The sequence below is a fragment of the Oceanobacillus iheyensis HTE831 genome, assembly GCF_000011245.1.
Taxonomy (GTDB): Bacteria; Bacillota; Bacilli; order Bacillales; family Amphibacillaceae; genus Oceanobacillus; species Oceanobacillus iheyensis.
The window spans coordinates 523,827-537,036 of the sequence record NC_004193.1 but is presented as its reverse complement, the minus strand read 5'-3'; the positions used below and the strand labels follow the sequence as shown (position 1 = coordinate 537,036).

The following is a 13,210-nucleotide window of genomic DNA, read 5'->3' as shown; positions in this document are numbered from 1 at the left end:
TTAACAATAACAAACCTCTCAAGATGGATTTATCCTACGACTTCAGTCTGATACTATTTTATAAAGGAATCCGATAGTGATTTTCCACGCTCACTCCGGCGTTTCTCTTAATCCAGAACAAAAGCATAAACGCCCGTCTGTAATGAAAATCAACTATCGCAGCATTCGGATTGTACACAAGAATTGACTTTCCTAAGAACAAAAGCGCAAGCGCCCGTTTAGCGACGTACGGACTGGACTGAGCCGCAGGAGATAAAGGAAACACGGCGACCGTAAAAAGCCGATGTTAATTACCGTACGAAGGTGAGGAAGGATCGCTAGTCGTTGGGCGCTGGAGCTGGACGTGGCTGTTCCTGTAACTAAGTTATCCATAGCATTCAAATTGTATAGTTTCCTAAGCAATAAAAAAAGTATCGCTCGTTTTTGAGAGATACTTAAAAGTAAGATTTAAAAGTAATATAGAAACTACTATTTAACTCATTTGTGATACTGGATGTTGTTTAGATAAACTTCCAATGATATAAGCTATTAAAGCAATAGTTATCGACGTTACAACAGAATGCATTCCGAATGGTTGTGGAAAGAAACTTTCAAAAATAATATAACTAGACACACCTGTTATCATGGAAGCTATTGCGCCATATTTATTGCCTCGGTTCCAATATAACCCCAATACAATCGGCCAAATAAAAGCTGCTTCTAAGCCACCCATCGAGAATAGATTTAACCAGATAATTAGATCAGGTGGTTGTAGCGACATAACTATAACAATAACTCCGATAAGGGCAGTCACCCCCATGCTCAAACCACGCACTTTTTTATCTGTAGCTTCTTTTTCAATATAATTTAAATATACATCCTTTATAATCGTGGAACTAACCATTAACAATAATGAATTAACGGTTGTCATGATAGCTGCCATAGGTGCTGCCAATACAATTCCAGCTAGCCAGCCAGGTAGCACTTCTTGAGCAAGTAATGGCATAACGGTATCACCTACTTCAATTCCAGGCATTACTGGTCTACCGAGCACGCCAATTAAGTGCATATTTAACATTATAAATCCAACTACAATCGTACTAATAATAATGGCTCTATGAAGTGATCGCGAGTTTTTATATGACATTGCTCTTACTGCAATTTGTGGTAGGGCAATAACTCCCACACCGACTAATATCCAAAAGGAAGATACAAATGCAGGTGTTAATCCACCATCCGCGCCAAAAGGTGTTATAAGATTCATATTTTCTGCACGTAAGTCTTCCATAATTTGTGGAACTCCTCCACCTGCAACAATTACAGCAATTAGCAATATTAATGTACCTAAAAACATAATAATTCCTTGAATTCCATCTGTAATTGCAACTGCTCGGAATCCCCCTACAATCACATAGATAAGTACTGCAGCAGAAAATATAAATAATGCAGAAAGGTAAGACATACCAGTAAGCGACTGAATTAACCTACCTCCACCTATCCATTGTGCAGACATTGCAGAAAATAAGAATATCAGTATACTAAATGAAGATAATAAAACGACCCATTTGGATTGATATCTTTCTTTTAAAAAATCTACAATAGTTACTGCTTTGTATTTTCGAGTAACAATCGCAAATCGTTTACCTAATACCATTAACACAAAATAACCTGTAGCTAATTGAGTCATGGATAAAAGAACCCAACCTAATCCTTCATTATAAGCAGTTCCTGGACCACTAAGAAAACTACTTGCACTTCCATAAGTAGTTACAAGCGTCATCGCTAATATGAACCCACCTAAGCTCCTGCCCCCAAGAAAATATTCTTGAACAAATGAATCTGTATTCCGCACAAATTTACTTGACCACATTCCAACTAAAAAAATGATAAAAATTAATAGGAATAATGGTATAACTGCTTCCCAATTCATTACATTTTTCTCCTCACTCTAACCCATTGACCCGGTATTAAGATTAATTTTCCTCTGTATCATCAAGTGGTATATCTTTAAAAAAGAATTTAACTGCTATGACGGTCAATGTGACCATTACTATAAATCCAAGAATGCAACTATAAAAGAACCAAGCTGGAAATCCTACTATATACGAATACTCTTCTGGATTTTTACTTCCCAATCCATAGGCAAAACCGAACCACCAAATAAAATTAAATATAACTAAACCTACTCCGATTAAAGCTTCTCTATTCGCTACTTTAAACCTTGCATCTATGCTTTGTTTTTGTTTTATCATGTTTTGATCTCCTACCTTATCATAGAAAACTACTATCATTACTATAAGGTAACTTCTATCCTCTTGTAAATACGAAAAACCTGTAGAGAAATTAACAGTTCTCTACAGGTAAATTCGACTTTATCGTTATTTCGTTAGCAAGACTAACATAGTTCTTAATTTTTCTTCTGCCATATCAAATGTCTTTGTTTCTTCACCATTCGTGACATGAAGTGTTACTTCCTTATTTTTTAAAATATATACTTGAGGCAATGTCAATAAAAGCATGCGTAGTCTACTTTCATTCGAGATATCGATTACTACATCCGATCCATCTTCTATAAACAAAAGATCTCTTGTTCGAACAAATGCTAATAAACCTCTATCTGGTATAGCTTCTATAATATGATCTGGTTCACTAGGATCCTCCGGGTCACCTGGTTCTTCATCTGTTTGTGTAATTCTTCCTTCTGCCTCATATACAATTGGGTTTGCTTCGGAGCTACCCATTGCTTGAATGAATTCAACTGTAGCATCAATGTCGGCAGGGCCCATCGTAGGATTTTCTCCAAGGTCCTTAATCGGCCCTTCTGAAGTTCCCATGTAGTTGTTAACTGTTAAGACATATGTTTCTTCCAAATCAATTGGTGTGCCATCAGGAAAAGTAACATTAATCACCTCTCCTAATTCCGGGTTCCAAGTATAATGCAAACCACTAACACTATAATCAGGACCATATTCTGGATGAATTTGTTCATTTAATATTTCATATATGTCATTACCAGTAACTTCTACGGTCATTAACGTATTTCCAAATGGTTGGATATTGTATAAATCTCCCCAAGTGACATCGCCTGCTAAGAGATCATCTCTTATCCCTCCGCCATTCATAAAGGCAAAATCACTATCCATTGCTTCGTTCATACCATCAGATATTAAGTTTCCTAATCCATGATCGCCATCATTTGTATAATCACCCGTTAAGTCTTGCGCATTATAACCAATCACTTCGTTTATAATCGGGGCAATTTCTTCCGCATATTTATCTAAAATCGCAGCGACTTCTGCATCTGGCGTGTAATCACTCTGTTTTACATAAACAATTTCTGCTTCTTTTTCAATAATATCGCCGGATTCGCGATCTAAAACTAATTGCACATCCGCAAATGCTTTTCCGTATTCATTTGCCTGGATAATTAATTTGTCATCCACTAATACATTATTCTCCACATGATTATGTCCAGCAAAGATTACATCAACAGCGTCATTTACATTTCGTGCTAAATCAGCTGCAGCTCCTGTAGCATCATCGCCATTTTGAGTAGCTGGCATATGTGCTAACACGATAATCGCTTCTACACCTTGACTCGTTAATTCTTCCGCTGCATCATTTACAGCTTCTGTTTCATCCGTAAACTCTACATTTTCTAATGAAGATGGCATAACCATATTGACCGTTTCTTGTGTGTTTACTCCAATAAATCCAATTTGTTCACCATCTACTTCTTCAATAATATACGGTGGTAAGAAAGTTTCACCAGTATCTTCATATACGCAATTCGCGCAAAGGGATGGAAAATCCATGCCTTCATAGCCTTCTGTCCCTTTTCCTTCTGGATGATCTCCACCTTCAATCATTCGAAGGAGTTCAGGTAAACCTTCATCAAATTCATGATTTCCAACAGCACCAACATCAAAACCCATCGCATTCATAATCTCTACCGTTGGTTCATCCTGTAATAAACCTGATACTGGAGAGCTTCCACCTATCATATCTCCTGCATGAACAAGCATCGAATGTTCATTTCCTTCTTGATGCTCTTTGATTGCAGCAGCTGTATAATCCATTCTTCCATATAACTCGGATTCACCATTTCCTTCTAAATCTAACATGTATTCCTGGTCAATCTTCCCATGTAAATCATTCATACTAATTAGCTGTAGATCTAACGTTTCCTCAGAAGAATCTCCTCCATCACCGCTTACCGGTGTATATCCATAAGATTCAGCTTCTTCCGGACTAGAGAAAAAGATTCGATGCTCCACTGGAACATCTGCCCAATTATCCGGGACTACATACTCCATCGTATCTGAGTTTCCAACATATCGTTGGAACCCTTTTTGATCGTCATTTGCTCGGAAAACAAATGGCAATTCTAGAAGTGGGTTCTCTGGATTCCAAATTCCTAATTCAGCATCCTTTGCTTCTTTTACTGCTTGTTGATACTCCGGATAAGCTTCTTCATCAATTGGCGCAATAAAGTACGTGGATGCATATCCAGCTTCTACCATTTCTAAATTTACATTTAAACCATCATCTTTACGGATAACTTCTGCAAGAATTCTTCCATAGTCATCTGTTGGTTTATCTCCGACTTTTAGATAAATCTCATCACCTGGTTGAATGAGTTCCCCTATATAATCCGTTGCTAAATCTCCATAGTATTTCTGGTTATCATTTATTTCATCACGTTCCGGGTCATCATTATGGGCAGCATATGTTTCTGCAGTATCCATATTTACAAATCGGACACGTTTTTCCCCAAATACAGGCTCAGCTACGCGGATGGTATCACCATCTGTTACACTTTCTACTGTAGTCTCATAATACCCTTCAGAAGAAGGCGGTTCTGGCTGTTCTTCTGCAATTTGAATATCTGCTTGCTCTGTAGGAATTAATTGATACGTATTGTATTGACTTACAACAGCTGTAATATCATACCAAGTGTTTGGTTCCACTTCAGAAATATCAAGTGCATTTTCCATTACACGAAGCGTTGTACCATTAAAATCTGCATCTGTAACTGTAATATTATACCCACCGCCGGCAGGACTATCTGGAATGGACCGAATGTAACCATTGACTTGAACTCGCTGCCCTTCTAGTGATTCAGCCAATTCTTCATCTTGTAATTCCTCTAAAGTTATTGTTTGTGCTTCTGGTAAATCTAACCCCGAGTCAATCACTTCTAATGAATTCGGTACAATTTCTTTTAACCCATTATAGGTAGCAAGTTCTCCTGTTACGACAACTTTGTCACCCTTTGTAACATCAGAGATTTCACCTTGTTCAAAAGCAAATAGATTAATACCAGCCGTCTCGTCTTGGATATATGTAGTAAATTGGCTGCCATTACTAATTGCTTGATTATCAGCTGTAACAATTCCTTCTACGGTAACTACTTCTCCATCTGGGAGATCACGAACATCGGAAATAGGTAATTGACCTGGATCTGGTTCTTCTGGGTCACCTGGTTCTTCAGGATCTTCAGGATCTCCCGGAGTACCATCCATTGTATGAGAACCGATATACGCGAACGTATTTTGACTGTAATCCGTCCAATCTTCTACATTAAATGTTGTACTTGGTGCGATGACTGATGCATTCCGAACCAACGTAACATCTTGTCCAAAATTGGTTCGTTGTCCAATTTCACCAATTACATCTAGTTTCTCTTCATTATTTAATAGAGCTACTGCATCATCACCGTTAAAATTAATAACAGAGCCATTTGTTACATCAGCTTGATCTAAGATTGCCTGATCTGCACTCGGATGGGCTAAAACGTACGCATCACCATTAGCCAAAGTGCCTGATAGTGATAAAGACTGACTAGCAGAATAAGCTCCATTGCTATATAATTCGATAGAATAATTCGATAAATCCACTGCTTCTCCTGTACCATTAAAGATTTCAATCGCTTTATTAAATGAAGTTCCTTCCACGTACTCCGAAAGAATTAAATCTTCTGCGACTGTATCTACATTTGTAGCACTTTCAGCATATACTGATAACGCTGGTGTTACATTCATCATAATTAATGCGAAAATCATGAACATACTAAGCGATCTTTTCACCTGTTTCATACGTCCCCTCCGTTACCATTTTTTAATACGATTGTATTCATTTCGACATAAACAATCGTTTCTCTTTAAATATTGCATAAAAATTCTACTTCTACCATCGCTTTTTTGTAAAAATAATGTAAATTCAGAACTTTTAACCTATAAAAAGAGGAAAACAGTAGTTTAGACTTGTTTTTCAATATAGTTCATAGTTATATTGAAATAGTTTTATAGAGGGTATATACTTTTATTAACGGGGCATTAGCTCAGCTGGGAGAGCGCTTCACTGGCAGTGAAGAGGTCAGCGGTTCGAGCCCGCTATGCTCCATCGAAAAAGAGGTTGGGACAAAAGTATTTAATCAAAAGAGGAATCCGAATGAATGAGTATTGAAAACCCGCTTCAGAAATATACTGCGCTTTCCGTGGGCGGCTGATGAGCCTCCGGTTGCTCCGCAATCCGGGGTCTCAACTAGGCCTTCCTCCCACAGGAGTCTCCGTATATTTCTTACGCTTATTTTACCTATCATCCGTCTTTTGACCAGAACTGTTTGTTATGTCCCTACCTCTTTGATATCTTGTTAATTATTCATCATTTTGTACTTCCGTTACACGAATTCCTTTTTCTTTTAACAACTGAATCATCGTTTGGTCTGCTTTGCTATCTGTAACCAAATGATGCGCGACTTCAATTTGATCAATTTTCGAAAAAGCAGTTTTGCCAAATTTACTATAATCTATCATTAAATAAGTAGAATCAGCACTTTCAATCATTTTCTTTTTAATACGTGATTGTTGTTCATCCGACTCACTTATTCCTCTTTCTAGATGCAGACCTTTACAAGAAATAAATGCCTTATCAAGATGATAACTATGGAACGAAGCCTCTGCTAAAGGTCCAGCGTAAGAGAGTGACTTAGACAGAAGCGTTCCACCAGTTGAAATCACGTTAATTTGGTGTTTGTTACTCAGTTCCATTGCAACTTTAATGGAGTTGGTCATGACGGTTAAAGGTAAGTCAGGTAATGCTTTTGCCATATACCAGGCAGTTGTACTGGCATCTAAAATGATTTTATCTCCTTCAAAAACATGTTTAATAGCTTCCATTGCAATTTTTTGTTTCTCACGTACATTCATAATTTCTCGTTGCGTATAAGGAATCTCTAAAGAATCATTCGGATGCAAGCTAACTGCGCCACCATGACTACGAGCTAACTTATTCTCTTTCTCTAACTTTTCTAAATCTCTTCGAATCGTTTCTTCTGTAACTGCAAATAACTTACTCATATCAGAAACTCGAATGCTCTTCTTTTCATTCACTAATTCAACTATTTTGTGATGTCTTTCTGCTACAAGCATCTAACCACTTCCTTCTCTTACCTTTAACATATTCTCTAAAATAGCATATCATATTTTTACTATATTTTACCCATTTTCTACTAAGTTTAACAAGCATAGAAAGAACGAAACACTTGTATTTCCACTGCTTCGTTCTTTCATAATTGCATCGGCCTTTTAAGAAAAGTATTTATTAGGAGGATTCACATGAAAAGCTTCTGCTAAATCTATCAGTTGCTGATCAGTAATTACTTGTTTAGCACCGTCTGGATGTGCGTTTACAAGATTATAGACTTTTGCAGCCTTCTCCACTGTTTCAATTAATCCAAATACTTGATCAATTGACTCCCCTGCACCAAATATTCCATGATGTGACCAAATTGCTAAACGATATTCATTCATTTTTTCCGCTGTAGCCTTTCCAATTTCTGAAGTTCCAGGAACCATCCATGGGAGTATCCCTACTCCTTCAGGGAATACCACTAAGCATTCTGTACACATTTGCCATAATGTCCGAGTAAATTGAACTTCATCTAATTCATGTGTAAATGTCATTGCAATTAAGTTTGTTGCATGTGTGTGCATGATGACTCGATGATTCGGATCATGTTTTAATCGAACAATATGACTCATAAAGTGAGATGCTAACTCACTTGTCGGTCTTCCTCCATCACTTAATCCCCATAGAAGTTCAACTGATTCTCCATCACTAGTTACTCGTAATACCGCTAAACATTCTTCTGGATTTTCTATAATTTTTCTGAAGAACTTACCTGATCCAGTAACAAGGAAATACTGATTTGCCAACTCTATTACCGGAAAATCTAATGAAATAGTTCGCTTTACTTGGTTCAAATCAAAGTAACTTCTTACCTCTTCTTCTTTTAGTAGATAGCTGATGTTACCTCCATTAAGTTCATCCCATCCAAGTTTCCACATATCATATGTTGTATTCATCATTTCTTTCATAAAAGGTGCATCTAACACATCTTGTTGTGTAATATCCTGTGTCATCATTCTCTCCCTTTCCACTTCAAATCCTCTTAAAATTATCGCTTAGATAAAACTTCTTTTTCATATTCTTTTACCTCTGTTAACCATGACTCTCCAACTGGTACATTCATGGATTCACAGTAGTAATCCCAAATAGCCCCAAATGGATAAGTTTTTAATTCTTCCATTATCGCTAAGCGATCTGTGAAGTTACCTTCTTCTTGTAATTGTTTTAAATGCTCGTTCGGTGTTAGTAACGCATATAATAACGATTTAATCATATTCCGAGTACCGATTGTCCATGCTGCAATTCGGTTTATGCTTGCATCAAAGAAATCAAGGCCGATTCTAACTTTATCTAAAGCATCATTTCGGACAATCTCTAAGCCAATTTCACGTAATTCATCATCTAATATAACAACATGATCACTATCCCAACGAACTGGTCTAGATACATGTAAAGCTAATTCATCACTATATAATAGCATCGAAGAAATTTTATTAGATACCATTTCTGTAGGATGATAATGTCCTGTATCTAGTAGACATAATTTATTATTTTTCAATGCATATCCCATATAAAACTCATGTGAACCTACTACATATGCTTCCGATCCTATTCCAAATAGTTTGCTCTCTACTGCGTCAACGTTATATTCCTTATCTATTTCCTCTTCAAATATTTGGTTTAGGGAATCTTCTAGACGTTTTCTAGGTGTCAGACGATCACTTGGGATATCTTTATATCCATCTGGAGTCCAGATGTTTGTTAAGGCAGAAGTCCCTAACTCTTTCCCCATGTAAGCCGCTATTTTACGGCTGGCAATCGTATGACGAATCCAAAAATCTCGAATCTCTTTATTTGGGTGTGCTAACGTTAAACCGTCATCTGCTTTTGGATGAGAAAATAATGTTGGATTAAAGTCAAGTCCTAAACCGTTTTCTTTTGCCCATTTTACCCAGTTTTCAAAATGCTTAGGCTCAATCTCATCACGTTCCACGGCTTCTCCATTTGTTTCTGCATATATTGCATGTAGATTGACTCGGTGCATACCAGGAATCAGTGATAAAGCTTTATCAAGGTCATCTCGTAATTCCTCTGGTGTAGTTGCTTTACCTGGGTAATTTCCCGTTACATCGATCCCCCCCGATAACTCCTGTTGATTGACTTCAAATCCTGTCACATCATCCCCTTGCCAACAATGAATCGAAATCGGAATTTGTTTTAGCTTCTCTAACGCATCCTCAACATTAACTCCCCATTTTTCATATTGTTTTTTCGCTTGTTCATAATTTTGTTTGACGTCCATATTTACCCCTCCATCGTTACTTTTGCATAGGTATATAAATCAAATGAATGTTTAATAATTTGTCTAGCTTGTTGCATATCATCTATTTGATCGATTGCCATCATTTGTACAATTAAGTTCCCAATAGCTGTAGCTTCAGACAAACCAGCTATTACTGTTTTTCCTGTTGTATCTGCTATTAATTGATTTAACATTTCATTCTTTGATCCGCCACCAATAACATAAATGGTCGGAAAGTCGATTTCATAAATTTCTTCAATTTGAGAGATCGCTTGTTGATAGCTAACTGCTAAACTATTAAATACACATTTAGCCACTTCACTTGGCGATTGAGGTATAGCTTGGTTGGTTTCCTTACAATATGCTTTTATTTCCTCAATCATATTTTCAGGTTTTAAGAATCGATCATCATCTACATCCACAATCGATTTAAATGATTCTCCTTTTGCCATCGCAGCAAAATCGGCAAATTCAAATTCATCATTAAAGTTTCTCTTTACTTCTTGAATCATCCATAATCCCATGATGTTTTTCAAAAAACGATAGCGGTAATCCGCTCCGCCTTCATTCGTAAAATTATAATCTAGTGCCTTGGTTGTACAGATTGGAAAATGATTCTCCACCCCGATCAAAGACCAAGTCCCTGAGCTAATATATATGGAATTTTCTTGTTCAGGAACAGCTACAACAGCTGAACCAGTGTCATGCGTTGCGGGTAAGATTACATTAAAATCAACACCTAATTCTTCTTGAAGCTCTGGGCGAAGATTACCAATTACTGATTCAGGAGGTTGAATATCCATGAACATGTTCGAATTAAAACCTAACTGTTCAATTAAATCGATATCCCATTTTTTCGTAAATGCATTAACTAATTGAGTCGTAGTTGCATTGGTATATTCGTTAACTTTTTTCCCAGTAAGTAAAAAATTTAAGTAATCTGGTATCATTAGAAAACTCGTTGCTTTCTCGATCAAATCAGGATTGCTATTCTTTAATGCTTGTAATTGATACATCGTGTTAAATTTTTGAAACTGAATTCCTGTCTCTAAATAGAGACGTTCTTTACTTATTTGAGAGAAGACTTCCTCCATCATTCCGTCTGTCCGTGGGTCTCGATAAGAAACCGCATCTGTTAATCGCATGTCATTTTCATCTAACAAAACAAAATCAACCGCCCACGTATCAATTCCAAGACTTATAGGCTGGTATCCATTATCAACTGCCGATTTAATACCCATTAATATTTCTTGATAAATTCGATCGATATCCCAACAAAAATAATTGTTCAGATCGATTAATTTATTATCAAAACGATGAACTTCTTCTAATTGTAATTTTCCATTTTGTAAGTACCCTGCAATAACTCTTCCACTGGAAGCTCCTATATCTACCGCTAAGTTACATTGTTGCATGTAATTCACCTTCCTTGAATCAATAGAATGCTTCTATCCGTCTATCTATAAAATCGTCAAGTTAAGTAATCTTTCGTTGCCTTCTGTACGTTTATGATAACGCTATCTTTTTGGTTAGTCAACCAAAACCAAAATAAACAAAGATGTTTTGTTTTTTAGTTAGTAAAAAGAATAAAAAAAAAACAAAAAGGCAACGAATTTTCCGTTACCTTTTTTTGTTGTATACTATTAATTCGCTATTCGTTCTTTACCATAACGCTCTTCTTCAATTTCTGTTAATGTTTTACCTCTCGTATCAGGAGCTAGAACAACTCCGATAACTAAATGAATAACAAGGAATATAATCATCACAATGCCCGCAACCACAAAACCTAGTGTGTCCATAATTACTGGTAATACTACTGACCAAAGTGCAATTCCTGTTCGTACAATAAAGTACATAAATCCTTGCGCGGTAGCACGATATCTTGTTGGGAATAATTCACTCGTCCATAATGCGTAAAACGCTTGAGCACCAATACCAGCTGCAGATCCCCACAAAATAACAAAGGCAATCAATGTCGGCCAAGTCATCGGCATAAACGTTAAGATTATCCAGGCAGCTACACCCATAAGTGCACCTATCGTAAACAGTGTTTTACGGCTTATTTTATCCCCTAATTTCATGAAGATAAAGAAGGTGGTTAACACGGTGAACATCCATAGGAACGACTGTAATAAGTTTGCTTCCATATTACTTAAGCCACCTACATTTTCGTATATGTATGGCATAAAGTATCCCATTGCTCCCGCTGTTAAGTTCCAGAATAAGTAAATACCAAGTAGTAAGAATAATGCTTCTCTGTTTGGTTTCAGTGTAAATAATTCTTTCAATGTACCTTTTTTAACAATACCTTTTGCTTTATCCGCATCGTCTCTTGCTTTTTGCTCTTCCCAAATCTTGGATTCCGGAAGACCTCTACGAATATATAAAGCTAAACCAGCAACGATAAATAAGTGGATAAAGATTAATCTCGATCCTAATAACTCTAATGGTGCTACAAGTACTGCTAAAGCAAATGTAATCATCGGTCCGATCGACCAGGCTAATTGAGCTGCACCAACATGCGCGGCTCTTTTTTTCTTTGGTGATTCTTCTGCAATATAAGTCCAAGATACCGGCACTCCTGCCCCTACCGCGATACCAGTAATAATCGTACCAATTAACAACATAGGGAAGTTTACAGATGCCGCAATCAAAGCAACACCAATCATATACACTAATAAATCATAACTAAAAATTATCTTTCTTCCATATTTATCTGTTAATGGTCCACCAATAAGCGCACCAATCGCCGCACCTAAAGCATTCGCACTTAACGCACTAAGCAACCCAACACCTAAACTATCAAACCCAAGATAGGCTTGCCATAATGTAAGACTACTAGCTGCAGCAATAATTGACCCGGCTTCAATATAATTCGCCATCGCAATTGCAATAGTCGCTTTCCAGCCAGTTACATTTTTAGCTGCAAATCTTTGCTTGCTCATTTTTTATTCCCTCCTCTTAATCCATATGGAACACTTCTGTTAAATCCGTTGATACAGGGCTATCATCTGAATTCGTTTTCATAACGGGCTTCATAAACTTCCACCATTTTTGATTAATTGAAGTTTCCGCCATCTTGCTCCATTTTTCTTCATCTTCTATTTCGATATAACCAAATAATTGGTTCGTTTGTTTATCTAAAAAAATCGAATAATTGTGCGCACCATGTTTTTTTAATTCTGCAACCATTTCTGGCCAAATTTCATTATGTCGTTTTTCGTATTCATCATGTTTATCCGGATAGACTGTCATAATGAATCCTTTTCGTTTCATTAAATCCCCTTCTTTCTAAACAATATAAATGATAGCGATTACATGAACTTGATGTTTATATACTAATATGCTCTTATTTGAAAGTCAACACAAATAAACAGTTTTATTTTTGTTATTTTTTGTTTATCTAATCTCACCTTTTATTTTTAATAATTTCACAACATAAATACCATTATATTCCTTTTTATTGGATATAATCTATATAATTACACAATAATATCAATATAAACAAACTAAATA

At 36.5% G+C, this 13,210-nt stretch carries 9 protein-coding genes and 1 tRNA gene; 1 reads left to right on the top strand and 9 read right to left on the bottom strand.

Annotated elements, in window-relative coordinates; genetic code table 11:
• Positions 1-472: 472 nt before the first annotated feature.
• From panF to OB_RS02720, 3 genes are all read right to left on the bottom strand, one after another.
• Complete coding sequence (panF, locus tag OB_RS02730) at positions 473-1,909, bottom strand: sodium/pantothenate symporter (RefSeq protein WP_011064905.1); 1,437 nt, start codon at positions 1,907-1,909, stop codon at positions 473-475.
• A gap of 43 nt (positions 1,910-1,952) precedes the next feature.
• A complete protein-coding gene (locus OB_RS02725; protein WP_011064904.1) occupies positions 1,953-2,231 on the bottom strand; it encodes a YhdT family protein in 279 nt (92 codons plus the stop codon).
• Positions 2,232-2,357: 126 nt separating this feature from the next.
• On the bottom strand, positions 2,358-6,077 hold the full coding sequence (locus OB_RS02720) for a 5'-nucleotidase C-terminal domain-containing protein (protein WP_011064903.1): 3,720 nt from the start codon (positions 6,075-6,077) through the stop codon (positions 2,358-2,360).
• Between the two features lie 234 nt (positions 6,078-6,311).
• Between OB_RS02720 and OB_RS02715 the strand changes: the two genes are divergently transcribed.
• Positions 6,312-6,384, top strand: a tRNA-Ala gene (locus OB_RS02715).
• A 254-nt stretch (positions 6,385-6,638) separates the two neighbouring features.
• Here OB_RS02715 and OB_RS02710 read toward each other — a convergent pair.
• The 6 genes from OB_RS02710 to rhaM form a co-directional block, all read right to left on the bottom strand.
• A complete protein-coding gene (locus tag OB_RS02710) occupies positions 6,639-7,412 on the bottom strand; it encodes a DeoR/GlpR family DNA-binding transcription regulator (RefSeq protein WP_011064902.1) in 774 nt (257 codons plus the stop codon).
• A 156-nt stretch (positions 7,413-7,568) separates the two neighbouring features.
• Entirely contained in the window at positions 7,569-8,405 is an 837-nt protein-coding gene (rhaD, locus tag OB_RS02705; protein ID WP_011064901.1) for a rhamnulose-1-phosphate aldolase, read from the bottom strand.
• A gap of 35 nt (positions 8,406-8,440) precedes the next feature.
• A complete protein-coding gene (gene rhaA / locus OB_RS02700; RefSeq protein ID WP_011064900.1) occupies positions 8,441-9,694 on the bottom strand; it encodes an L-rhamnose isomerase in 1,254 nt (417 codons plus the stop codon).
• A gap of 2 nt (positions 9,695-9,696) precedes the next feature.
• The gene (gene rhaB, locus OB_RS02695) at positions 9,697-11,109 is read right to left on the bottom strand and encodes a rhamnulokinase (protein WP_011064899.1); all 1,413 of its coding nucleotides are present in this window, start codon (positions 11,107-11,109) and stop codon (positions 9,697-9,699) included.
• A 228-nt stretch (positions 11,110-11,337) separates the two neighbouring features.
• The gene (locus OB_RS02690) at positions 11,338-12,639 is read right to left on the bottom strand and encodes an MFS transporter (protein WP_011064898.1); all 1,302 of its coding nucleotides are present in this window, start codon (positions 12,637-12,639) and stop codon (positions 11,338-11,340) included.
• Between the two features lie 16 nt (positions 12,640-12,655).
• Entirely contained in the window at positions 12,656-12,970 is a 315-nt protein-coding gene (rhaM, locus tag OB_RS02685; protein WP_011064897.1) for an L-rhamnose mutarotase, read from the bottom strand.
• Between the last annotated feature and the right edge of the window lie 240 nt (positions 12,971-13,210).

Bases quoted from the DNA above. Each gene is read 5' to 3' on its own strand.
- panF (WP_011064905.1), bottom strand. From the start codon at position 1,909: ATGAATTGGGAAGCAGTTATACCATTATTCCTATTAATTTTTATCATT.
- OB_RS02725 (WP_011064904.1), bottom strand. From the start codon at position 2,231: ATGATAAAACAAAAACAAAGCATAGATGCAAGGTTTAAAGTAGCGAAT.
- OB_RS02720 (WP_011064903.1), bottom strand. From the start codon at position 6,077: ATGAAACAGGTGAAAAGATCGCTTAGTATGTTCATGATTTTCGCATTA.
- OB_RS02710 (WP_011064902.1), bottom strand. From the start codon at position 7,412: ATGCTTGTAGCAGAAAGACATCACAAAATAGTTGAATTAGTGAATGAA.
- rhaD (WP_011064901.1), bottom strand. From the start codon at position 8,405: ATGACACAGGATATTACACAACAAGATGTGTTAGATGCACCTTTTATG.
- rhaA (WP_011064900.1), bottom strand. From the start codon at position 9,694: ATGGACGTCAAACAAAATTATGAACAAGCGAAAAAACAATATGAAAAA.
- rhaB (WP_011064899.1), bottom strand. From the start codon at position 11,109: ATGCAACAATGTAACTTAGCGGTAGATATAGGAGCTTCCAGTGGAAGA.
- OB_RS02690 (WP_011064898.1), bottom strand. From the start codon at position 12,639: ATGAGCAAGCAAAGATTTGCAGCTAAAAATGTAACTGGCTGGAAAGCG.
- rhaM (WP_011064897.1), bottom strand. From the start codon at position 12,970: ATGAAACGAAAAGGATTCATTATGACAGTCTATCCGGATAAACATGAT.